26 protein-coding genes are annotated in these 22,223 nt (G+C 57.8%); 12 read left to right on the forward strand and 14 right to left on the reverse strand.

Annotated features, from left to right (window positions below; all coding sequences use genetic code 11):
• Window positions 1–5: 5 nt before the first annotated feature.
• Window positions 6–1,175 (forward strand): HlyD family efflux transporter periplasmic adaptor subunit, encoded by a 1,170-nt coding sequence (locus GXP72_RS17700; protein ID WP_152680680.1) that lies wholly within the window; start codon window positions 6–8, stop codon window positions 1,173–1,175.
• Here the strand turns inward: GXP72_RS17700 and GXP72_RS17705 are convergent, their stop codons facing one another.
• Window positions 1,176–1,961, reverse strand: a complete 786-nt coding sequence (locus GXP72_RS17705) for a helix-turn-helix transcriptional regulator (RefSeq protein WP_208763202.1) — start codon at window positions 1,959–1,961, stop codon at window positions 1,176–1,178. It lies immediately after the preceding gene.
• A gap of 97 nt (window positions 1,962–2,058) precedes the next feature.
• Here GXP72_RS17705 and GXP72_RS17710 point away from each other — a divergent pair, with 97 nt between their 5' ends.
• Complete coding sequence (locus tag GXP72_RS17710) at window positions 2,059–2,478, forward strand: nuclear transport factor 2 family protein (RefSeq protein WP_148768812.1); 420 nt, start codon at window positions 2,059–2,061, stop codon at window positions 2,476–2,478.
• Between the two features lie 2 nt (window positions 2,479–2,480).
• On the opposite strand, the gene GXP72_RS17715 is transcribed toward GXP72_RS17710, so the two are convergent.
• The 3 genes from GXP72_RS17715 to GXP72_RS17725 all read right to left on the reverse strand — a co-directional run bounded on the left by GXP72_RS17715 (window position 2,481) and on the right by GXP72_RS17725 (window position 5,174).
• Window positions 2,481–2,999 carry a DUF6622 family protein gene (locus tag GXP72_RS17715; RefSeq protein ID WP_048992716.1) on the reverse strand — a complete coding sequence of 173 codons (519 nt, stop codon included), beginning with the start codon at window positions 2,997–2,999 and terminating at the stop codon, window positions 2,481–2,483.
• A gap of 85 nt (window positions 3,000–3,084) precedes the next feature.
• Window positions 3,085–4,266, reverse strand: coding sequence for a PLP-dependent aminotransferase family protein (locus GXP72_RS17720; RefSeq protein ID WP_208763203.1), 1,182 nt, complete (start codon window positions 4,264–4,266; stop codon window positions 3,085–3,087).
• Window positions 4,267–4,286: 20 nt separating this feature from the next.
• Window positions 4,287–5,174 (reverse strand): LysR family transcriptional regulator, encoded by an 888-nt coding sequence (locus GXP72_RS17725; protein ID WP_208763204.1) that lies wholly within the window; start codon window positions 5,172–5,174, stop codon window positions 4,287–4,289.
• A gap of 97 nt (window positions 5,175–5,271) precedes the next feature.
• On the opposite strand from GXP72_RS17725, the gene GXP72_RS17730 reads away from it, so the two are divergent.
• Window positions 5,272–5,874: a short chain dehydrogenase gene (locus tag GXP72_RS17730; protein ID WP_150147328.1), complete on the forward strand. Its 603-nt coding sequence runs from the start codon at window positions 5,272–5,274 to the stop codon at window positions 5,872–5,874.
• Here the strand turns inward: GXP72_RS17730 and GXP72_RS17735 are convergent.
• From GXP72_RS17735 to GXP72_RS17765, 7 genes are all read right to left on the reverse strand, one after another.
• Window positions 5,868–6,602, reverse strand: a complete 735-nt coding sequence (locus tag GXP72_RS17735; RefSeq protein ID WP_208763205.1) for a class I SAM-dependent methyltransferase — start codon at window positions 6,600–6,602, stop codon at window positions 5,868–5,870. The two genes, GXP72_RS17730 and GXP72_RS17735, sit on opposite strands and share 7 nt — an antisense overlap.
• A gap of 102 nt (window positions 6,603–6,704) precedes the next feature.
• Complete coding sequence (locus GXP72_RS17740; RefSeq protein WP_208763206.1) at window positions 6,705–8,084, reverse strand: amidohydrolase family protein; 1,380 nt, start codon at window positions 8,082–8,084, stop codon at window positions 6,705–6,707.
• Between the two features lies 1 nt (window position 8,085).
• Window positions 8,086–9,042 (reverse strand): carbamate kinase family protein, encoded by a 957-nt coding sequence (locus GXP72_RS17745; RefSeq protein WP_157189631.1) that lies wholly within the window; start codon window positions 9,040–9,042, stop codon window positions 8,086–8,088.
• Window positions 9,039–10,592 (reverse strand): xanthine permease, encoded by a 1,554-nt coding sequence (locus tag GXP72_RS17750; protein WP_157189632.1) that lies wholly within the window; start codon window positions 10,590–10,592, stop codon window positions 9,039–9,041. The genes GXP72_RS17745 and GXP72_RS17750 overlap by 4 nt, the downstream gene beginning before the upstream one ends.
• 11 nt (window positions 10,593–10,603) lie before the next feature.
• Entirely contained in the window at window positions 10,604–12,019 is a 1,416-nt protein-coding gene (locus tag GXP72_RS17755; RefSeq protein ID WP_208763207.1) for a DUF1116 domain-containing protein, read from the reverse strand.
• The gene (gene fdrA / locus GXP72_RS17760; protein WP_208763208.1) at window positions 12,019–13,560 is read right to left on the reverse strand and encodes an acyl-CoA synthetase FdrA; all 1,542 of its coding nucleotides are present in this window, start codon (window positions 13,558–13,560) and stop codon (window positions 12,019–12,021) included. The genes GXP72_RS17755 and fdrA overlap by 1 nt, the downstream gene beginning before the upstream one ends.
• A 106-nt stretch (window positions 13,561–13,666) precedes the next feature.
• Window positions 13,667–14,272: an ankyrin repeat domain-containing protein gene (locus tag GXP72_RS17765; protein WP_208763209.1), complete on the reverse strand. Its 606-nt coding sequence runs from the start codon at window positions 14,270–14,272 to the stop codon at window positions 13,667–13,669.
• 320 nt (window positions 14,273–14,592) lie between these two features.
• On the opposite strand from GXP72_RS17765, the gene GXP72_RS17770 reads away from it, so the two are divergent.
• Complete coding sequence (locus GXP72_RS17770; RefSeq protein ID WP_025759721.1) at window positions 14,593–15,522, forward strand: LysR substrate-binding domain-containing protein; 930 nt, start codon at window positions 14,593–14,595, stop codon at window positions 15,520–15,522.
• Here GXP72_RS17770 and GXP72_RS17775 read toward each other — a convergent pair.
• Window positions 15,519–15,677, reverse strand: a complete 159-nt coding sequence (locus tag GXP72_RS17775; protein WP_032645235.1) for a YqaE/Pmp3 family membrane protein — start codon at window positions 15,675–15,677, stop codon at window positions 15,519–15,521. The two genes, GXP72_RS17770 and GXP72_RS17775, sit on opposite strands and share 4 nt — an antisense overlap.
• A gap of 181 nt (window positions 15,678–15,858) precedes the next feature.
• On the opposite strand from GXP72_RS17775, the gene GXP72_RS17780 reads away from it, so the two are divergent.
• From GXP72_RS17780 to GXP72_RS17790, 3 genes are all read left to right on the forward strand, one after another.
• On the forward strand, window positions 15,859–16,158 hold the full coding sequence (locus tag GXP72_RS17780; RefSeq protein ID WP_024907677.1) for a metalloregulator ArsR/SmtB family transcription factor: 300 nt from the start codon (window positions 15,859–15,861) through the stop codon (window positions 16,156–16,158).
• A 9-nt stretch (window positions 16,159–16,167) separates the two neighbouring features.
• Entirely contained in the window at window positions 16,168–16,689 is a 522-nt protein-coding gene (locus GXP72_RS17785; RefSeq protein ID WP_208763210.1) for a rhodanese family protein, read from the forward strand.
• A gap of 79 nt (window positions 16,690–16,768) precedes the next feature.
• On the forward strand, window positions 16,769–16,948 hold the full coding sequence (locus tag GXP72_RS17790) for a hypothetical protein (protein ID WP_023308920.1): 180 nt from the start codon (window positions 16,769–16,771) through the stop codon (window positions 16,946–16,948).
• 38 nt (window positions 16,949–16,986) lie between these two features.
• On the opposite strand, the gene stpA is transcribed toward GXP72_RS17790, so the two are convergent.
• Entirely contained in the window at window positions 16,987–17,391 is a 405-nt protein-coding gene (stpA, locus tag GXP72_RS17795; RefSeq protein WP_024907680.1) for a DNA-binding protein StpA, read from the reverse strand.
• 494 nt (window positions 17,392–17,885) lie between these two features.
• Between stpA and alaE the strand changes: the two genes are divergently transcribed.
• On the forward strand, window positions 17,886–18,335 hold the full coding sequence (gene alaE / locus GXP72_RS17800; RefSeq protein WP_008502567.1) for an L-alanine exporter AlaE: 450 nt from the start codon (window positions 17,886–17,888) through the stop codon (window positions 18,333–18,335).
• A 32-nt stretch (window positions 18,336–18,367) separates the two neighbouring features.
• Here the strand turns inward: alaE and GXP72_RS17805 are convergent, their stop codons facing one another.
• Window positions 18,368–18,712 (reverse strand): DUF2002 family protein, encoded by a 345-nt coding sequence (locus GXP72_RS17805; RefSeq protein ID WP_024907681.1) that lies wholly within the window; start codon window positions 18,710–18,712, stop codon window positions 18,368–18,370.
• A 160-nt stretch (window positions 18,713–18,872) separates the two neighbouring features.
• Between GXP72_RS17805 and GXP72_RS17810 the strand changes: the two genes are divergently transcribed.
• The 4 genes from GXP72_RS17810 (at window position 18,873) to nrdE (ending at window position 22,215) form a co-directional block, all read left to right on the forward strand.
• On the forward strand, window positions 18,873–19,199 hold the full coding sequence (locus GXP72_RS17810; protein ID WP_008502569.1) for a DUF883 domain-containing protein: 327 nt from the start codon (window positions 18,873–18,875) through the stop codon (window positions 19,197–19,199).
• A 252-nt stretch (window positions 19,200–19,451) separates the two neighbouring features.
• A complete protein-coding gene (gene nrdH, locus GXP72_RS17815; RefSeq protein ID WP_008502570.1) occupies window positions 19,452–19,691 on the forward strand; it encodes a glutaredoxin-like protein NrdH in 240 nt (79 codons plus the stop codon).
• Complete coding sequence (gene nrdI, locus GXP72_RS17820; RefSeq protein WP_032647987.1) at window positions 19,688–20,098, forward strand: class Ib ribonucleoside-diphosphate reductase assembly flavoprotein NrdI; 411 nt, start codon at window positions 19,688–19,690, stop codon at window positions 20,096–20,098. The genes nrdH and nrdI overlap by 4 nt, the downstream gene beginning before the upstream one ends.
• Complete coding sequence (gene nrdE, locus GXP72_RS17825) at window positions 20,071–22,215, forward strand: class 1b ribonucleoside-diphosphate reductase subunit alpha (RefSeq protein WP_208763211.1); 2,145 nt, start codon at window positions 20,071–20,073, stop codon at window positions 22,213–22,215. Before nrdI ends, nrdE begins: the two co-directional genes overlap by 28 nt.
• Window positions 22,216–22,223 lie beyond the last annotated feature (8 nt).

Below are 22,223 nucleotides of genomic sequence, written 5' to 3' on the forward strand. Positions count from 1 at the left end.
CGGCGATGGACGATCTGGATAATGCCCTCGACTCCGAAAGCGGCTACACCGGCGCGCGTCGGATCGTGATCTTCTCGCTGCTGATGTTTGTGGCGCTGGGCGTCTGGGCATGGTTTGGCATGCTGGATGAGGTATCAACCGGCTCGGGTAAAGTGATCCCCAGCTCGCGCGAGCAGGTTTTACAGTCGCTGGACGGGGGGATCCTCACCGAACTGAACGTCCACGAGGGGGATCAGGTGCAGGCCGGGCAGGTGCTGGCGCGGCTTGATCCTACCCGTTCCGAATCAAACGTCGGCGAAAGCGCGGCGCGCTACCGGGCTTCACTGGCCTCCAGCGCCCGCCTGTACGCCGAGGTGAACGATCTCCCGCTGAAGTTCCCCCCTTCGCTGGCAAAATGGCCGGATCTGATTGCCGACGAAACGCGGCTCTACAACTCCCGCCGCGCGCAGCTGGAGGATACCCAGCGGGAGCTGCGCGCCGCGTTAGATCTCGCCAATAAAGAGCTGGCCATCACCCAGCGGCTGGTCAAAACCGGCGCCGCCAGCCACGTGGAGGTGCTGCGCCTGCAGCGGCAGAAAAGCGATCTGGAGCTGAAGCTCACCGACGTGCGCTCGCAGTATTACGTCCAGGCGCGCGAGGCGCTCTCCAAGGCCAACGCGGAGGTGGATATGGTTTCGGCCATCCTCAAGGGCCGCCAGGATTCCGTCACCCGTCTGACGGTAAAATCCCCGGTGCGCGGGATCGTCAAAAACATCAAGGTCACCACCATCGGCGGCGTGATCCCGCCCAACGGCGAGCTGATGGAAATTGTGCCGGTAGACGATCACCTGCTGATTGAAACCCGCCTGTCGCCGCGCGACATCGCCTTTATCCACCCGAACCAGGAGGCGCTGGTGAAGATCACCGCCTACGATTACGCCATTTACGGCGGGCTGCACGGGGTCGTGGAGACGATATCCCCGGACACTATTCAGGACGAGGCCAAGCCGGAGGTGTTTTACTACCGGGTGTTTATCCGCACCAGCCAGGATTACCTGGTGAATAAGGCGGGCAGGCACTTCTCGATTGTGCCGGGGATGATTGCCACGGTGGACATTAAGACCGGCGAGAAAACGGTGCTGGATTATCTGATTAAGCCGTTTAACCGGGCGAAAGAGGCGCTGAGGGAGCGGTAGTCAATCGCCGGGTGGCGGCTTCGCCTTACCCGGCCTACATTGTAAAGCTGAGCGGGACGTGGGGAGGGCATCAGACCGCAACATCGCCCACTGCCCCGGTGTTTTACCGGTCCATGCTCTGAAAACCTCAATAAATGCGCTGACGCTGCTGTAGCCGCAGGACAGCGCAATCCACCCTACCGGCTTCCCCGCCGCCAGCCACTCCATTGCCTGCATGACGCGCGCCAGTTGCCGCCAGTTAACAAAGTTCATTCCGGTCTGGGCACTAAACCGACGATTGAACGTACGTACGCTCATCCCAGCATGAATAGCATGACTCTCGACCGTCTGGTTATCATCGACAAACTGCAGCAAATGGCTGACCACGTTCTTCAGACGCGGATCCGTCGGCACGGGAAGAGAAAAGTGAGCCTGGGGCGTCAGGGCAAGCTCATCCAGCAGCAAAGTCAGCTTTCGCGGATCGTACTCACTCTCTGCACCACATAAACGGCTAAACAGAGCATGGGTCAGATCGTCGGGCTCGAACAGCGCGGGCGTATCGGGAAGCCCTGCACAGCTGGCGGGTTCAAGATAGATAGCGCAGCCTTCTATCTCACTTTCAGAAAAAGCGGCGTGCTGCTGACCTGGCGGGATCCAGCCGATGTGTTTTGCCGGTACGACCGAGCGCGCCTGCTGCGTCTCAATGACCAACAGACCCGTTGCAATGCGCCACAGCTGGCCGGTGCGATGACTATGCCACGGCGTTCGATACCCGCCGGGATGACGGAGCGTTTCAAAACTGACCATCTCATTTTGACCGAAAATCGTTATTCATCGACGCATTACAGAAACTACGTCTTCGGCTGTCAAGGATAATGGGGACTCAATCACATAAGGAGCCCGCATGAGCATTATCACGTCCCTGATAGCCGACACCGACAACGCCGCGCAGCGCGAAAAGATGGCGTGCCTGTTAACCTGCTTATTCAACGGCGATATCGATCCGGCAGAGGTATTTACACCCGATTACCAGCAGTTTACGGACGATCACGCGCTTGACTACCGGGGTTTTGTCCAGCATCTGAGCCACGTAAGCTCACAGATCCGCACGATCGCCTTTACCGTGGTGGAGATAGCCTGTCATGACGAACTTCTGGCTGACCGGCATATCGTGACGGTCACGTATCCTGATGGTCGTCAGGCAGAGATCGAGGTTTACCTGTTTGCCGCGCTGCGTGAAGGGAAAATCTGGCGGATCCATGAAGTCACGCGAGCACTCAGCGGCGATGCTGCAGACCGCACGCTGGCACACGCGACAGAATAACGTCACTCCGCCGGGCGCGGTGCGGCGCTGTTATACACGCCAATATAGCGCGCAAATTTCCCGATAAACACGCCGGCAAACACGCCGCCGGAGACGATCGCCAGCGCGCTCATGGCGGGCTGCTGCATCGTCTGGGGAGAGACAGCGCTCATCACGCCCAGCACATACTTGACCCCGAACGCCAGCATCATAAACGGCAGCGCGGTGTAGTCTGCCTGGCGGAAAAGGGTGCGCGGCGCCTCTGCGCGGGTGATAACCGCCTGCTTAATCAGGAAATACCCCAGCGCGGCCCCGGCGAGGATCCCCGCCGTCCACAATGCGACAGTCCCGGGGGTTAACGTGCGGTAGACCACCAGATCGTAGATATCCCAGAGAAGAAAGATAGCGGGAATGATGGCAAGCCTCTCCAGCGTAACGGTAGCGGGCCTGCGGGCTTTAATGCCGCGAGAGATGAGGAAGATAAACAGCACCCACACCCAGACGGGCGTGTGGGTAACGACACCGATCAGAAATTCAAACATGGAACTCACCATGAACGATAGCGGCCCGTGCCGCCCTGAACGCGTATTGCGCATAACGGCAGGAAAGCCATTATGCGCAGCTCTTTTAGAGCGATTTTTTCAGGCGTTGAACCGCCTCTTTCAGATCTTCATCCGTTGGCGTCACAAATGACATGCGCAGCGTCGTTGGGTCTGGCTCATTGCAGTAGAAAAACTCGCCAGGCACAAATACTACGCCGTTGCTTAACGTTTTTTCAAGCCAGCGGGTGGTGTTACTACCATTATTCATCTTCGCCCACAGGAACATCCCGCCCTTCGGCTTGTGGAACGACATCACGTCGCCGAGCTCGGCCTCCAGCTCGGTTGCGAACGTCTGGTATTTCTGGCGATAGGCTTCGCGGATCATTTTAATCTGATCGGCCAGACGACCGGTTTTCAGGTATTCATACGTCATCAGCTGCGACAGCGTGCTGGTGTGCAGATCGGTGGTTTGCTTAAGGTTCACTACCGCGCGCTTCAGCCATTCCGGCACCAGCACCCAGCCTACGCGAGTGCCCGGCGCGAGGATTTTAGAGAAGGTCGAGGTATACACCACGTTCTCTTCATTGCCGATATCTTTGGCATGGGCAATTAACGGGCGGAAGACTTCATCGGTATAATTAATTTCGCTGTACGGATCGTCTTCAATAATCACGAAGTCATAGCGCTTCGATAATTCCACCAGCTGTTTACGGCGCGCTTCAGAAAGAGTTACCCCGCCAGGGTTGCCAAACGTCGGAACAATATAGACCGCTTTGATGGCTTTCTTTGCCACCAGGGCCTCAAGTTCGTCCACCTTCATACCGTCGCCGTCGGTGCCAACGGATTCAAAGTTGGCCTGCGCCAGGCCGAAGACCTGCAGCGCGGCAAGATAGGTTGGACGCTCAACCACAACGGTGTCACCCGGGTTGATTAACGCACGCGCCAGCACGTCAAGAGATTGCTGCGAGCCGGAAGTAATAACGACATCATCGGCCTTACAGGCGATACCGCGCCCCTCGCAGATGCGTTTAATTTCCTCGCGCAGTCCCGGTACGCCTTCCGTCAGGCCGTACTGGAACGCCTCGCCAAAATGCTGAGATAAGACGGCATCGGCAGCAATTTTAAGCCCTTCGTGATCGAACAGATCGGGATTAGGAATCCCCCCGCCCAGCGATATCACCCCTGCCATTTTGCTATGTTTTAATAATTCACGGATGGCAGATGATTGCAGGCCCTGCGCGCTGCTGGCGAGTTTGTTTGCAGACATTCTTTGATTACCTTCTTTTTTTATATTGTGCCCAATCTTAGCAGAATATGGGCGATAAATTCCGTTAGCTTAGGCAGTTGACGTAAATCCTGACGCCACAATAAATGCACCGGCCTTGGCGCGGGCGTGAACGGCTCAAGCACGCGCACCAGCCTGCCGCTTGCCAGCTCTTCCGCCACCAGCACTTCCGGTTGCAGCAACAGCCCCGCCCCGGCCCGCGCCGCCATGCGTAAGCCGTAGCCGTCGTTACATCTTAAGATCGCATCCCGCTTCCAGCGCACCTCTCCTTCCACGCCCGGCAGCCGCCACTCGTTACGTGCAGTCCACACCGTGTGCGAAAGACAGAGATGATCCACCAGATCGTCTGGCGTTTGCGGCGTGCCGTGTCGCGCTAAATAGTCCGGTGCGGCGCAGATCACCATGTTGTAGGGGCACAGGTATTTCGCCACCAGATCGTCATTACGAACGTCACCAATGCGAATGGCCAGATCGACGCCCTCCTCCACCAGATCGACCATCCGGTTGGTGAGATCCAGCTCGATGCGTACCTCCGGGTAGCGCTGCAAAAAGGTGGCCGTCAGCGGGGCAATCACGCAGCCGCCAAACGACGTGGGTGCCGTGACGCGCAACGTTCCGGCAGGTGCAGCACGGAGCCGCTCGACTGCATTCTCAGCAATGGAGACCTGCTCCAGCACCCGCTTCGCCTCGTCGAAATAGACGCGTCCGGCATCCGTCAGGCTCTGACGGCGCGTGTTACGCTCCAGCAGGCGGGTACCAAGCTGTGATTCCAGCAGCGCAACGTACTTGCCCACCATCACCGCCGACATCTCCAGCCGTGCCGCCGCACCGGTAAAACTGCCGCTTTCCACCACGGCAATAAACGTCTCCATGCTGCGGAGCTTATCCATATTCCAAACTCCTGGTTAGCAATCTTCTAACTTTAGCCCAGTTTATCTGCATTTTTATTTATTAAAGAATAAAGGCTCACAACAGAAGGAGTCAGCTATGAAAATCGTCATTATTGGTGCCAGCGGTACGGTCGGTCGTGCGGTAACGGAAGAGCTGAGTCGTCGCCACGAGGTCATCCGCGTCGGTCGCACGCAGGGCGACGAGCAGGTGGATATCACCTCGCAGGCGAGCGTCCAGGCGCTGTTCGAGAAAATCGGCCCGGTAGATGCGATTGTGTCCGCCAGCGGTGGCCTCTACTTCGGCCCGCTCGCGACCATGAAAGACAGCGACTTTAACCAGGGGCTGCAGGATAAGTTGCTGGGGCAGGTGCGCCTGGCGCTGACCGGCCAGCACTACCTGAATGAAGGCGGCTCGATTACGTTGATAAGTGGGATCGTGGCGCACGAGCCGATTGCGCAGGGCGTGAACGCCACCACGGTGAATGCCGCGCTGGAAGGGTTTGTTCGCGCGGCAGCCTGCGAGCTGCCGCGCGGGATCCGCATCAACCTGATCAGCCCGACGGTGCTCACCGAATCGGTCGACACGTACGATGGCTTCTTCCCGGGTTTTGAAAGCGTTCCCGCCGCGACCGTGGCGCAGGCCTATCGTCGCAGCGTGGAAGGCGTGCAGACCGGGCGCGTATACAAGGTCGGCTACTGATCCTTACGGGCGGCGATCAGCACCAGCATCGGGCGCTCCGCCTCTTCGGCCAGCGCGGGCCAGGCGTCAATCTGCGCCTGCGTTGGCCCCCACTCGTTGACCTCGCTTATCGTTAATCCAGCCCTGATGAGCGCGTTAAGCGTGGTGCCCAGAGTGCGGTGGTATTTGATCACCCCGTCCGCCAGCCAGTTGCTGACGCGCTGGCCTTCGTCCTGATAATGGTTCACGCCCCAGAACCGCTCGCCGCTATCGTCGGTCAGCCAGCCCTGACGGGAGGCGCAGGTATATATTGGGTGCTCCATCGAAAAGACCAGGCAGCCGCCGGGCTTAAGCGCGCGCTGAACCTTCGCAAACAGGGTATCCAGCTCCGGCAGGTAGTGCAGCGCCAGCGAGCTGTAGACCAGATCGAGGCTGTTCTCGTTGAGCTTAAGTGATTCCAGATCGCTACGCTGATAGTGAATCCGTGCGTCGTCAGTCAGTTCAGCCGCGCGGGCGAGCATCTTTTCTGAGATATCGACCCCCGTGACGTCAGCAGCGCCCAGCTCGCGCGCGGCGCGGCAGAACCAGCCGTAGCCGCAGCCGAGATCGACAACCGATTTGCCGGTTAAATCCGGCAGCATGCTTTTTAGTGCAGGCCACTCTGGCGCGCCGTCCAGACCCTGTACCGAACGCGGAAGCTGGGCGTAGCCTTCAAAAAACGCCGGGTTGTCGTAGATGTTTTGTGCCATGGCAGATCCCTCTTTAAGAATGTGACTCCCAGTATAAAGCATTGCCTGCGGCCTGATGCCCTCACCCCAACCCTCTCCCACAGGGAGAGGGAGAAATGCACATCAACCCACTACGCCCCAAACCAGATTACCCTTATGGAACGTTGCGGTACGCGGGGAAATGCGCGCCACGGCTTCGGCTGAGCAGGAGGCGTCCACCAGCACAAAGCTGGCGTCGTCCTGCGCTTTTGGCCACACGCGTTCGCCCTTGTCGTTCAGCGGCAGCACGTCGCCGGTGGCGATACCGAGCGCCCGGGAGAGCGTCTGCTCATTGGGGCGAATATAGAGCTGCGCATAGAGATTCGCTTTCTCCAGCATGTCCCCCAGTCCGTACGGCGACCAGTGGTCGATTACGCTGTCGGTCCCCGTCATCACGAACACGCCCTTCTCGCGCAGCTGCTTCAGCGGCATATGCAGGGTGCCAATCGGCACTGTGGAGGCGATGGTCACCTGCTGCGCCGCCATGCGGGTGGCGATCTCATCCACCTGCTGCTCGTTGAGCGTCGACAGCGCGAAGGCGTGGCTGATGGTGAGTTTCCCCTTCAGCGCCGGCGTTTTCTCCACGGTTTCGACCATGTAGTTCACCGCCGCCACGCCCGCCGGGCTGGTTTCGTGCAGGTGAATGTCCACCCCTTTGTCGTAGTCCAGCGCAATCTGGAACATCAGATCGAGAGATTTCTCCATCGCGCCGTCGACGTTGGTCGGGTCCAGCCCGCCCACGTAGTGCGCCCCGGCCTGCATCGCCTCGCGCATCAGCTTTTCAGAATTCGACAGCAGCAGCCCGTGCTGCGGGAAGGCGACGATTTCGCAGTCAAAACCAGGTTTGCGGCGCGCCAGGACCGCCTGCAAATTTTCCAGGTTTTTCAGGCCGGAAACCGGCTCAATGTTGCAATGGCTGCGGGCGATGGTGGAGCCTTTCGACTGGATCAGGTCGATCAGCTTTTCCGCACGCTCCTGGGTGTAGGGCTGCAGCTCGGGCAACAGCTTCTGTTCCAGGCGGATCATATCCTGAATCGTGGTGCCCGCCGGGCGGTTGAGCGATCGCCACGGGCCGCCGTAGAAGGTTTTATCCAAGTGGATGTGCATGTCGCGCATTGCCGGGAGCATCAGCTTGTTGCCCGCATCGTAGTGAGGCAGCGAGGCGTCGGCGTGGCGCTTGTTGTCGCGCAGGGCGACGATCTTCCCGTCCTTGATTTCCAGCGTTTTCAGCTCGGTACGGGTGCTCGTCGCCACGCCGCCGTCGAAGTTAAACCCGTCTTCGAGCAGCACGTTGTCCAGATAGTAATGTTTCGCGGTGATATTCACAGGCTTACCGGTCTCGCAGAGTGGCTTTGCGGAGTCAGCAGCATACGCGACGGAGCCGGTCGCGCCAAACAGCGCGCAGGCGGTGACCATTTTGCCGCTCTGGCTGATAAACTCGCGGCGGCTTTTATTTTCACTCATCTTATCTTCCTTCATTAACGATATGGGTACCGGTTTCCCCGCGCAGCGCGGCGGGCAGGCAGTCTGGCGAGGTGATAATCACGCGCTTGCCGCCGTGGTGTAAGAATTCCAGCGAAGCGACGATTTTGGGGAGCATGCTTCCTGCCGGGAAGTGGCCTTCCTCCATATAACGCCTCATCTGCGCCACGTTAACGGTGTCCAGCGCCTGCTGGTTTGGCTTGCCGAAGTTCACGCACACCTTTTCCACGCCGGTGGTAATCACCAGCACGTCGGCGCCAATCTCCCGCGCCAGCAGCGCGGTGGAGAGATCTTTATCAATCACCGCGTCGACGCTCTGGTAATTCCCTTGTTCGCTGCGAACGACCGGGATCCCGCCGCCGCCCGCGCCGATCACGACATACCCTTTTTGGGTCAGCGTCTTAATAGCATCCGCCTCAACAATCCGCAGCGGCTGCGGTGAAGCCACCACGCGGCGATAGCCACGGCCGGAGTCCTCAACAAAGTGCCAGTCCGGGTGCGTGCGCTGCAGCTCGTCGCGCTGTGCCTCGCTGAAGAACGCACCGATAGGTTTCGTCGGGTGCGTAAAGCCGGGATCGTTTTTATCCACCTCCACCTGCGTGACGACCGTGACCGCTTTTTGCTCCCCGCGCACGGCCAGGCAATTGTTGAGCGCCTGCTGGATCAGATAGCCGATGCCGCCCTGGGTGTCCGCCACACAGTTTGCCAGCGGGGTCAGCGGCAGTCCTTCCCGCTCGTGGGCGATTTCGGCACGGCGCAGATCCAGCCCCACCTGAGGGCCGTTGCCGTGGGTGAGCACGATGTCATAATCGGAGGCCAGCATTTCCAGCACCGACTCTGCCACCGCTTTCACCGCCTGCGCCTGATGTTCAACCGACTGGCTGGCGTTGTCTTTGATAATGCTGTTGCCGCCAATGGCGACAACCATAAGCTCTTTCATACGTGCTCCTTCGCAACGGTACCCGGCGCAGCGCTCGCCGCTTCGCGGCTATCCAGCACATGCTTCACCACAAACATGCCGCCCATCATCAGATACGCGGTGACGAACATCAGCGAGCTGCCTTCGGCAAAGCCCACGACCGGGGCGTGGATCACCCCAAACAGCGCCAGCAGCGCCCCACACGCAGCGGCCACGGCGCCGCGCAGCGGTTTGTTGATGATGGCGAAAATGGCGATACAGCCCCACAGCATGCTGGCGAGCGGTGCCCCGTTCCCCAGATGGACTAATCCTTCGTAGTAGATCCCTTTGCTGTGCAGCACGTCGGTACCGATCTTCGCCGCGCTGGTGCCCGCCGCGCCCATCACGCTGTTCATCATGGTCAGCGCCCAGTTGGCGATCCACGGGAACAGGCAGATGAAGATGACGGGTACCTCCACTTTGGGCGTTTCCCTCACCACCTGGTTGGCGGTGACCACGCCGATAAACACCAGAATCGGCACGATGGCGGTCATCGGAATGATGGCGAGCATAAACGCCCCCAGCCCGAACAGCGGCACGATGAACATGGTTACGCCGGAGGCCAGCGTGTAGCCGATGCTCGCGCCCATCGCTTTCCAGCCGGGATGGCCGACGTAGACCGTCACCGGGAACGGGTTCCCCATCAGGCAACCGAGCATGGAGGCCAGACCGTTTGCCAGCATCACCTTGCGCGTCGGGTATTCATCCCCCGCCGCGTGAGCGCTTTCGATGTTTTCCAGGTCAAAGATGTAGTTCGCCAGCCCCAGCGGCACGGCAGAGGCAAGATACGGCAGCGCGTGCGGCAGGCCCTGCAGGAAGCCCTCCACGTGCACCTGCGGCGGGTTAAAGCCGAAGGATGACATGGACGCTTTAATCGCTTCCGGGCTCTGCAGGCCGGAGATCCACGCCAGTGCGGTACCGGCTATCAGCAGCAGCAGGCCGGTCGGGATGCGGGCGAAAATCGGCTTTTTACCGAACCAGTTAATGAAGATCAGCAGCAGCACGATAAACGACACTGTCGGCGCTTCGAACGCCTGCAGCATCGGGTTCATCGCCAGCAGCAGCAGACCCAAACCGGACAGGCACGACAGCAGGACGGTGCGCGGAATCATCTTGCGGATGGTTTCCCCTAAAAACGAGCCGCCCGCGAGGATCATCGCCTCAACAAAGCACCACACCAGGCCAATCTGGATGGCGAACTCCGCATCACCGGTCTGCTGATAGACCGGCATCAGCACCAGGAAGGTCACGGTAAAAATTGACGGCGCGCTGGGGCCGGACGGCAGCGCGGTGACGTCCGTTCGTCCGGTGGCGCGTGCCATCTGCATGCCGAACCAGGCATAGCAAATACTCGCGGTCAGCACCGCCAGCCCGAAGGCCGGCGCGATGCGTCCATAAACAATCTCCTTCGGGATGCCGACGACAAAAATGAGCAGCCCCATCATGGTCAGCAAATTGGTCAGGTTGTTGGTCATCAACCCGAAATACGCCGCCCAGTCACCTCTTTTCCACTCCAGCTTCATGTTTTTCATGGATGCTTGCCTTATAAAAAGTAGCGATCGCGGAAGGTCAACAGCGCCTTTTCAAAACAGCTAAACGGCGGGTGAACGATGCCCGCCCCAATCATGCCGATGCCCGCGTCTTTGTGGGCAATGGCGGTGTTAATCACCGGCAGAATGCCGCTGCCCGCGACTCTGGTGATGTCGATGGCGGTCGGGATCCCCATAAACGAGAGCAGCGGAATGGTGACGTTCGGGTTTTCGCCGAGGGTGATTTCGCGCATCTGGCGGGAGAAGTCGATAGCTTCCTCCACCGTGCCGCCCACCAGCGCAACGATTGCCGGGGCCGTCGCCATCGCAAAACCGCCGATGCCGTAGGTTTCGGTGATGGCGCTGTCGCCGATATCCAGCCCGGAGTCTTCCGGCTTATAGCCCGCGAACATCGGGCCGATCACCTGCTGCGCCGGGCCGGTGAACCACTGCCCCGGCAGGCCGGAAATGCGCAGGCCAAACTCGTAGCCGTTGCGCGCCATGGTAGTGACCACGGTGCTGTACTCAATCCCGTGAGCGGCTTCCAGGGCGGCCTTACACATCGCCATCCACGTCGGGCCGGAGAAGTAGTCGCTGCTGGCGACAAACTCAAATACCTCGCGCTGCTGCGCCACCGGATAGCCCGCCTGAATCAGCCCCGGCGTCAGCGCCTGGATCAGCAGCGTGGTGCCCGCGTTGTTGCGGTTGTGGCACTCGTCGCCCATGTGCAGCGCCTGGGCCAGCATCAGCCGCAGGTCGATTTCGCCGATAATCTTCATCGCATCGCGCAGCATCGGACCGAGCACGTCGCGCATCCAGTTCAGGCGGTCGATCACGCTCTGGTCGTTGGCCCCCATGCGCAGGATCTTCGCCATCTGCTCGCTGAGGTTGGTGAAGGCGCGGTTGCCGTAGGTTTTGTTCTCAACGATGTGCATAAACATCGACGCGGAGGTGACGCCCGCCATCGAGCCCACGCAGTCGTGCTCGTGGCACGGCGAGAACGTAATATCCCCGGAGGCGGCAAGCCGTGTCGCGTCGTCCAGATCTTTCGCCAGCCCTTCAAACACCAGCGCCCCGGTGACCGCGCCCTTCATCGCGCCGCACATGTTTTCCCAGGAGACAGGCGGACCGGCGTGCAGAATGGTGGTGCGGGTCATCCCCGGCACAACGTTAATCGCCTGGTCATAGCCCACCAGCACCGGATGGGACTGAATAATGCGCTCAAGCGCAAGCTTATTGGCGGCGGCGATTTTCTCCGCCAGCGGTTTTTTCGCCAGCTGGTCGAGCGCCTCAACGACCTGCATATTGCCCTGCCCCGGCGGCGTCCAGTCGAGCTGGGTGACGGGTACGTGCTGTTTTTTAAGATCGTCGCTGAACATCGCAATGCCGACGTTAATGACGTTCAGCGGCTGGTTGAATAAGGTGGTCATTATGCTTTCTCCCCTTTGCAGACAAATTCGCGTGCCAGTAATCCGGTGTTGGTGCTGCTGCTGGCCCAGATGACGCCTGCGTCGGTCAGCAGCTGGCACTGCTGCGCCAGCGACTGCGGATCCTGGTCGGTGCCGAGCACGTAGCCGAGGATTTCCAGCGGACGGTTATCGGCCTTTGCAATTGCCTGCGCCTCTTTAATGGCGTCGAGCATCACGCCGACCGGATCCTCGTGCGCGCCAAAGCCCAGCACGAAGTCCATCACGATGACGCCGACTTCCGGGTCGCGGGCCTCCTGCAGTAGGCGGCCGATGCGGTTGGTCGGGTCGATCATCGGGTGCGGCTTGCCGTTGGTGAAGTCGTCGTCGCCAAAGTCGAGGAAGGTATGGGCTTTACTGACGCTGACGTCCTGCAGGCGTTTAGCGGGATCCGGCTGGATATTGCTGTAGACGTCGTCGAATTTCGCTAGCGCCGCGAACATCGCCTCGTCGCACAGGGTGCCGCCGCAGAACAGGCCGCGAATGTACTTCTGCTGCGGAGTCAGGCGGGCGCGCACCTCTTCAATCAAAGGCCAGTTGAGCGGATGCAGATCAAGGGACTCTTTTTTGATGCCGGTGAGCAGGACCGCCTTCAGGGCTGCCTCTTTGGTGCCGCGCGCAAACTGCAGGCCGTCCTCATCGGCGGGCGGTTCGCTGCGCCCGAGGAAGCAAACAACCACCGGCTTGCGGCAGGCGCGGGCGCGGGCCAGCACCTTTTCTGCCACGGCAGGCGCCGCTGGTTTGGAGATCAGCGCAATCACCTCTGTGCCCTCGTCGGCTTCCAGCATGTCGATGGCGTCGAGCATCATCAGACCGCCAATTTTCTCGCTGAGATCGCGCCCGCCGGTGCCAATCAGCTGCGATACGCCGCCGCCGAATTCGTGAATGCGCACGCTCAACTCCTGGCTGCCGGTGCCGGATGCGCCGACGATGCCAATCGAGCCGCGGCGCACCGCGTTAGCAAAGCACAGCCCCGCGCCGTTGATGATGGCGGTGCCACAGTCCGGCCCCATCATCAGCAGCCCTTTCTGGTGCGCCAGCTGCTTCAGCGCCAGCTCGTCGTTGAGCGACACGTTATCGGAGAAGAGCATTACGTTGAGATCGTTTTCCAGCGCCTGACGCGCCTCGCGGGCGGCGAAGGTGCCGTTGACGGAAATCACCGCAAGGTTGCTGTCCGGGCGATGGGTTTTGGCGCTGGCAATCGTCGCGTAGCGCGCTTCATGGGAACCTGCGCTCTCTTTACGCGTGAACAGCGCTTCAATAGCGGCCAGCGTTTCATCATTCGCCGCGTCGCCTTTAATCACGATCATCAGGTCGCCGTTTTTGGCTTCCGCTAATTCCGGCGTTAATAGCCCGAGGTTTTTTAATACGCCTTTATTCATCTCCGTCGCCATGGCCACAAACGCCTGGTCGACGCCCGGCAATTTATTGGCTTTGGTGGAAACGGACATTAATGACACCGAATCAAAATACGTATTCTTTTTTATAACGATTTTGGTTGGCATTGTTTTCTCCTGAATACGGATAAAAGGGGGCCGCCGTCGTGCAAAATGCACGTCGGTAAAAATACTTTTGAATTAACGGCCAGCCGGAAATGGCTGGCCGATTGCTTTACGCGCCCGCCGCCAGCAGCAGGTCGGCAATCTCAGTGAAGCCTTTCTCCCGTGCCAGCTCGAGCGGGGTTTTGCCGTATTTGTCGGTCATGTGCGGGTTCGCGCCGTGATCCAGCAGCAGCTTCACGATCGCCTGCTGCTTTGTGCTGCCGTCGTTTAGGACGATGGCTTCCAGCAGCGGCGTCCAGCCAACAAAGTTGGTGTGGTTGACGTTGATATCGGTTTTTTCCAGCAGCTCGCGTACGATCTCCACGTGCCCTTTTTCACTGGCTGGCGTAATGCCCACGCCGCCAAAGCGCGTCAGGCGGTCGAGATCCGGGTTCGCGGGCAATACCAGCCGCAGGAGAGTTAAATCATTCGTCAGGCAGCTAATGAGGAAAGGGTTAAAGCAGGTCTGGTCCTGTTTATCAATATCCGCTCCGGCGGCAATTAATAACTCTACGCAGGCATAATGTTTTTTCAGGCTGGCAATAATAACGGCGGTTCTTTTCTGGCGGTTGGTGGCGTTAATATCCACGCCTTTCTCCAGGCAGGCTTTTAGCGCATCGCTATTGCCTTCCTCTGCCGCCAGCAGAAATTCAGTAACGAGTTCAGTTGCAGACATATTCAGACTCCTGATGTTTTTATTTCTGTTGACCTGAGAATAGCAACAGCCTGGTCATAAAAGAATCCGCTTAAAAATGATTCATCGACAGTCAATTCATTGTTGAGTTAAATTCAACAAACCGGTCAAAACGTGCGTCTGTGCAACCTTTTTCTTATGTTTATCCGCTTTTTAGCGCTCGAGACTGCATTATGCTTATGCCTGAGGAAGCCTTACGCACCAGGGCTTTCAGCAAAGAGTCAGAACTGTGATCGGCTTCAAATGCGTTGTAACAACGCTGTTAAAATATGTTCAAAACTGATGGCTGACGGGAGTGAGATATGAATTCCATCTTTACCGAAGAGAACCTGCTGGCCTTTACTACCGCCGCACGCTTCGGCAGCTTCAGCAAAGCCGCCGCCGAGCTGGGCGTCACCACGTCCGCCATCAGCTACACCATTAAGCGCATGGAGACCGGGCTGGACGTGGTGCTGTTTGTGCGTAACACGCGCAGCATTGAGCTGACCGAGTCCGGCTTTTACTTTTACCGTAAGGCCACCGACCTGCTTAATGACTTTCACGCCATCAAGCGCGGGATTGATACCATCTCACAGGGCATCGAGGCGCGGGTGCGCATCTGTATTAACCAGCTGTTGTATACGCCGCGCCATACCGCGCGGCTTCTGCAGGTGCTGAAAAAGCAGTTTCCCACCTGCCAGATCACCGTCACCACGGAGGTCTATAACGGGGTGTGGGACTCCATCATCAACAACCAGGCCAATATCGCCATCGGCGCACCGGACACGCTGCTCGACGGCGGCGGGATTGACTACACCGAGATCGGCGCCATCCGCTGGGTCTTTGCCATCGCGCCGGAACACCCGCTGGCCTTCGTCCCGGAACCGATAGCGGAAAGCCAGCTGCGCCTCTATCCCAACATCATGGTGGAAGATACTGCGCATACCATTAACAAGAAGGTCGGCTGGCTGCTGCACGGACAGGAAGCCATTCTGGTGCCGGACTTTAATACCAAATGCCAGTGTCAGATCCTGGGCGAAGGGATAGGTTTTTTACCGGAGTATATGGCGCGGGAAGCGGTGGAAGACGGGCTGCTGGTGACGCGGCGTATCAATAACCCGCGTCAGGACTCGCGCATGCTGCTCGCCACGCAGCATGCCGCGACCGGCCAGGTCACGCGCTGGATCAAACAGCAGTTTGGCCCCCAGGGCGTGCTGACCGGGATCTACAGCGACTTACTCTGGCGCGCTTAGTTCTTACTCTGAACCCAAAAGGCATGGATAAGACCCGGGATGTAACCCAGCAGCGTCAGAATAATGTTGATAATAAACGCCCAGCCGAAACCTTTGCCCAACAGCACGCCCAGCGGCGGCAACAGGATGGTAAAAACAATACGCCAAAAACCCATATCAAAACTCCGTGCAAGCTAATCCATTGAAAATAATAAAGAGAACTATCTCTAAGCATAGCCAGTTTACCTGTCTGCGCCAGTTCTCTCCCCTGCGTTTACCCTCTTTTACGCTTTTGACGCTGGCGTAATGCGTACAATTACTTTAGCATTACCTTAATTAAGTAAATGCTAAACTATAATGACCGAACTCGAACAGCTTCAGGCCAGCGCAGAGCAGGCCGCAAACCTTTTAAAAGCGATGAGCAACCCGCGTCGGCTGCTGATCCTCTGCACCCTGTGCGGCGCCCCCGGCACCAGCGCGGGGGAACTGGCCCGCGCGACGGGGCTAAGTCCTTCCGCCACGTCGCAGCATCTGGCGCGCATGCGTGAGGAAGGTCTTATCGACAGCACCCGCGACGCGCAGCGCATTCTCTATTTCATTAAAAACGATGCGGTGCATCAGCTCATCAGCACCCTGAAAACCCTTTATTGCCCGTAAGGAGCCGCCATGTCACTTCCCCTTATTTCACCGCGCGAGGCCAGCGCCCGCATCGCTGAAGGCGCAAAACTGATTGATATTCGTGATGCCGACGAGTACGCCCGCGAGCATATTCCCGCCGCGCAGTCCGTGCCGCTGGATACCTTACCCGGCGGTCTTAACGCTCAGGCGAGGGATACGGTGATTTTTCACTGCCAGTCTGGTGCCCGCACCTCAGGCAATGCCGACCGCCTTGCGCGGGCCGCCGCGCCCGCTCAGGCATTTGTGGTCGAAGGGGGCATTCAGGGCTGGAAGCAGGCCGGGCTGCCTACCGTCGAAGACAAATCCCAGCCGCTGCCGCTGATGCGTCAGGTGCAAATTGCTGCCGGGCTGCTCATTCTCTGCGGCGTGGTGCTGGGCTATAGCGTCTCCGGCGCTTTTTTCCTGCTCAGCGGTTTTGTCGGAGCCGGGCTGGTGTTCGCCGGTGTGACGGGCTTTTGCGGTATGGCGCGACTGCTCAGGGTAATGCCCTGGAACCGGCGTACCTCATAAGCAGTAATCGGTGAAATACGCTGTACCCGGCGTCATGCGTGGGCTAAGGTGAAGATCGCTAAAACGATGAGGAGGTAATATGTTTTCTGTCGGTGATTATGTGCAACCGCGTAAAGGCGGCCCGAAACTGAAAGTGCTCGAAGTGAACGGTGACAGCATTGTGGCGGTTCAGGCCAGCAATGAGCAAGGCGAGAAATATACTCTGAAAGCTGCCGATGTGGCGCCGTATACCGAAGAAGGCGATTTCGGCGTCTGCTGAACAGCCAGCCGGGCGGCGTGTACCGCCCGGCTCACCTGTCAGATCAGAAAATCATCCAGCGATTTACCGTTTGCCAGCGCGTTGGCAATAGGCTTCGGCGTGCGGCCCTGGCCGGTCCACGTTTTCTCTTCACCGTTCTGGTCAATAAAACGATATTTTGCTTCACGCGGCTTGCGCTTTTTCGCTGGATTACCCGTCAGCGCCCTTTCAGAGCCCAGAAGGTCAGTCGGTGAAATACCATCGGCTTTCATCAGTTCCAGCAGGGCATTAATTTTTTCCTGCTGTTCAGCACGCTGCTGCTCTAATTCCGCCAGCTCACTCCGTTTCTCTTCAGTAACGACCCTGACCTTTTCCAGCGTTTCCTCAAGAACGTCCAGGGATAATTCACGCGCCATGGCGCGCAGAGTTCGGATATTATTAAGATTCTGTAACGTCAAAGACATATTATTTGAAAACCTTCTCTTTAGGGTAAATAGATAAATCGTCGACAGAATAATTCATTTCCGCTGAAATATCTACCCGTGGGGGCGCCCTGCCTGTAGGGTAAATATGTTTAAATATCACTGCGAATATTATCTTATAACGCCTGCGGGATACGCATGGATTCAATCATCGCATCAATATAAATGGTCAACTTTAATCAAAATTTCAGCATTCTACGCCTCACACAAGAGGAACGATTCTCCCCCTGGCGCCATAAACACCAACCATCTGATTTACCTGAAAAAACAGCCAATCGAGACAGATTATAACGAACCGGATAAAAAACAATCACTTTTAGAGAATTTTGTGGACAAAAGGCGATTAAATAAAAATTAATCACTAGTTGTTAGTTCAAACGCAGAGATATACGCTATACACGTCAAGCAAACCAACCTAAAGCACTAATCGCTTCAGGAAAATCGTTTCTTTTGTGTTCTTCTCAAGGAGTTCAGACATGTTCTCACCGCAATCACGCCTTCGCCATGCCGTGGCGGATACTTTCGCGATGGTTGTCTACTGTTCCGTTGTGAACATGCTGATCGAAATATTCCTCTCCGGAATGTCCTTCGAGCAGTCACTTTCTTCTCGTCTGGTGGCGATCCCGGTCAATATAATTATTGCATGGCCTTACGGCTTATACCGCGATGCCGTCATGCGTTTTGCGCGTCGTATCAGCCCCGCAGGCTGGGTGAAAAACCTGGCGGACGTCCTGGCCTATGTGACGTTCCAGTCGCCGGTTTACGTGGCCATTCTGCTGACAGTGGGTGCAGACTGGCACCAGATCGCTGCGGCGGTCAGTTCGAATATTGTGATTTCAATGCTGATGGGTGCGGTTTACGGCTATTTCCTCGACTACTGCCGCCGCCTGTTTAAGGTCAGCCAGTACAGTCAGGCAAAAGCGTGATGTGAAGCGACTGGCGCACGCCAGTCGCGAATTTACTGTACGTCGCCAAACAGTCCCTTCAAAAACCGCTCCAGCGCCATGCGTGAGCTGAAGCCATGCGGAATACCATAATGCTCATGCCGTTCACCGCCCAAATAGAGCGGAAATTGCTGATAGTGATCGCAGGTTTTAATATCAGAGGCAGGCTCAGCAAATGACAGACTTCTGTCTTTCAGCGTCGGATGAATAATGAGAGCGGTACGTCCCATTCTTGCTTCACGATTAACGTAAACATAATTATCGCCGCGGCGATATCCATACGCTTTTGGTGTCACCTCATCCATGGTGAATCCCTCTTTTTCAAGAACGCGCGCCACCTCATCAGGTCGTAAATACATATCTTTTCCTCGTTATCTTTTCCTGCCCGGCAACCTTACAGTATTCAGCATTAGCAGGGCTTTCAGAATAATCCATAAACTGCCGGATAACGCGTGATGCGCTTCAGATATTAAATTTCTGAACTAAACTGAACGGGAACACAAAATTACGGAGGATCGTATGTTTAACAGACCGAACCGAAACGATATTAATGACGACGCTCAGGATATTCGTAATGATGTCAGCCAATTAGCGGACACGCTCGAAGAGGTGCTGAAGTCCTGGGGAAGTGACGCGAAGGACGAAGCGGATGCCGCAAAACGTAAGGCTCAGTCTCTGCTCCGTGAAACCCGCGCACGCTTAAACGGCCGCACGCGTACGACACAGGCTGCCTGCGATGCGGTCAGCTGCGCAACGACCTTCGTGCGCGAGAAACCGCTCTGTACGCTCGGCACGGTAGCGGCAGTCGGTATCTTTGTGGGCGCTCTGCTTAGCCTGCGTAAATAACCCGCTCACGCACCGTTATCTGCCCCGGTGGTCAGTGGCTGCCGGGGCTTTTCTTTGCCTTCTCGCCTGTAAAACCCGTATAGCCTGCCCTGCCCCGCTGTGCTCATCATCGGGACAACATCAATCTAAATTTCCCATATCTTGTATGGTTGAAACTTAAGACAACTACATCTAGTATTCCTTTTAGCAAGACACACACAACCTGACGCGATGACTCGCGCCGTTCTCTCATTTTAAATGGAAATACGAATCATGAGCATTATTATTTACACTCGTAACGATTGTGTTCAGTGCCACGCGACCAAACGGGCAATGGAAAGCCGCGGCGTGGCGTTTGAGATGGTGAATATTGACCAGCAGCCCGAGGCCGCCGATACCCTTCGCGCGCAGGGTTTCCGTCAGCTTCCGGTGGTGGTGGCCGGGGAGACCAGCTGGTCTGGCTTCCGCCCGGACATGATCAACCGCATCGCCGCGCAGGCCGCCCGGGCATGAGTGGGCTGGTGTTCTTCTCCAGCAGCTCGGAAAACACGCTCCGCTTTATTGAGCGCGTCGGGCTGCCTGCGGTGCGCATTCCCCTTAACGAGCGGGAGCGGATCCGGGTAGAGGAACCTTACATTCTGGTGGTGCCCAGCTATGGCGGAGGCGGTACGGCGGGCGCTGTGCCTCGCCAGGTGATCCGCTTTCTGAACGATCCCCATAACCGGGAGCTGATCCGCGGCGTCATTGCGGCGGGGAATCGCAATTTCGGCGATGCCTTTGGCCGCGCCGGAGATGTCATCTCTCAAAAGTGCGGCGTGCCGTATCTCTATCGCTTTGAGCTGATGGGGACGCAGCAGGACGTCGAAAACGTGCGTAAAGGAGTGAACGAATTTTGGCAACGACAACCGCAGAACGGGTAATGCAGGCGACGCCGGATTACCACGCATTAAACGCCATGCTTAACCTCTATGACCGGGAGGGACGCATTCAGTTTAATAAAGACCGTGAGGCGGTGGACGCCTTTTTTGCCGCCCACGTGCGGCCCAACAGCGAGACTTTTGCAAGCCAGAATGAACGTCTCGACTATCTGGTTAACGAGGGCTACTACGACGCGCGCGTCCTCACCCGCTACGAACGTGTCTTCGTCGTGAAGCTGTTTGAACGCGCCCACGCCAGCGGCTTTCGTTTCCAGACGTTCCTTGGCGCGTGGAAATACTACACCAGCTATACCCTGAAGACCTTCGACGGTAAACGCTACTTAGAAAGCTTTGAAGACCGCGTGGTGATGGTCGCGCTGACCCTGGCGCAGGGCGATGAAGCGCTGGCGGAACAGCTCACCGACGAGATCCTCTCCGGACGCTTCCAGCCCGCCACGCCAACCTTCCTCAACTGCGGCAAGGCCCAGCGCGGTGAGCTGGTCTCCTGCTTCCTGCTGCGCATCGAAGACAATATGGAGTCGATTGGCCGCGCGGTGAACTCGGCGCTGCAGCTTTCCAAACGCGGCGGCGGCGTGGCGTTTCTGCTCTCTAACCTGCGTGAAGCGGGCGCGCCGATCAAGCGCATCGAAAACCAGTCCTCCGGCGTGATCCCGGTGATGAAGATGCTGGAAGATGCGTTCTCCTACGCCAACCAGCTTGGCGCGCGCCAGGGCGCGGGCGCGGTTTACCTGCACGCGCACCATCCGGACATTCTGCGTTTTCTCGATACCAAACGCGAAAACGCCGACGAAAAAATCCGTATCAAAACCCTGTCGCTTGGCGTGGTGATCCCGGATATCACCTTTAAACTGGCCAAAGAGAATGCCGAGATGGCGCTCTTCTCGCCGTATGACGTTGAGCGAATCTATGGCAAAGCCTTTGGCGACGTGGCCATCAGCGAGCTCTACGACGAGCTGCTGGCCGACGATCGCATTCGCAAAAAAACCATCAACGCCCGCGATTTCTTCCAGACGCTTGCCGAAATTCAGTTTGAGTCCGGCTATCCGTACATCATGTTTGAGGATACGGTGAACCGCGCGAACCCGATTGCCGGGCGCATCAACATGAGCAACCTGTGCTCGGAGATTTTGCAGGTCAATAGCGCGTCAGCCTACGACGAAAACCTGGACTACGCAGAGATCGGCAAAGACATCTCCTGCAACCTCGGGTCGCTGAATATCGCCCACACCATGGATTCACCCGACTTTGGCCGCACGATAGAAACCGCCATTCGCGGGCTGACGGCGGTGTCGGACATGAGCCACATCCGCAGCGTGCCGTCTATTGAAGCGGGCAACGCCGCGTCGCACGCCATCGGGCTGGGGCAGATGAACCTCCACGGCTATCTGGCGAGGGAAGGCATCGCCTACGGCAGTCCGGAAGGACTGGACTTCACCAACCTCTATTTTTACACCGTCACCTGGCACGCGCTGCACACCTCAATGATGCTGGCGCGCGAGCGCGACCAGCGCTTCGCGGGCTTTGAGCAGTCCCGCTACGCCAGCGGGGAATATTTCAGCCAGTATCTGGAAGGCGACTGGCAGCCGAAAACCGAAAAAGTGCGCGAACTGTTTGCTCGCGCGGGGTTTACCCTCCCGACGCGTGAGATGTGGCAGCAGCTGCGTGACGACGTGATGCGCTACGGCATCTACAACCAGAACCTGCAGGCGGTGCCGCCAACCGGTTCGATCTCCTATATCAATCACGCCACCTCGAGCATTCACCCGATCGTATCGAAAATTGAAATTCGCAAAGAAGGCAAAACCGGGCGCGTTTACTACCCTGCCCCGTTTATGACCAATGAGAACCTGGCGCTCTATCAGGACGCGTATGAGATCGGGCCGGAAAAAATCATCGATACCTACGCGGAGGCGACAAAACACGTGGATCAGGGGCTGTCGCTGACGCTGTTCTTCCCGGATACCGCCACCACGCGGGATATCAACAGAGCGCAGATCTACGCCTGGAAGAAAGGCATCAAAACGCTCTACTACATTCGCCTGCGCCAGCTCGCGCTGGAAGGCACCGAAATTGAAGGCTGCGTGTCCTGCGCGCTGTAAGGAGAAAG

The sequence above is a fragment of the Enterobacter sp. SES19 genome (assembly GCF_011765665.1).
Taxonomy (GTDB): domain Bacteria; phylum Pseudomonadota; class Gammaproteobacteria; order Enterobacterales; family Enterobacteriaceae; genus Enterobacter; species Enterobacter pseudoroggenkampii.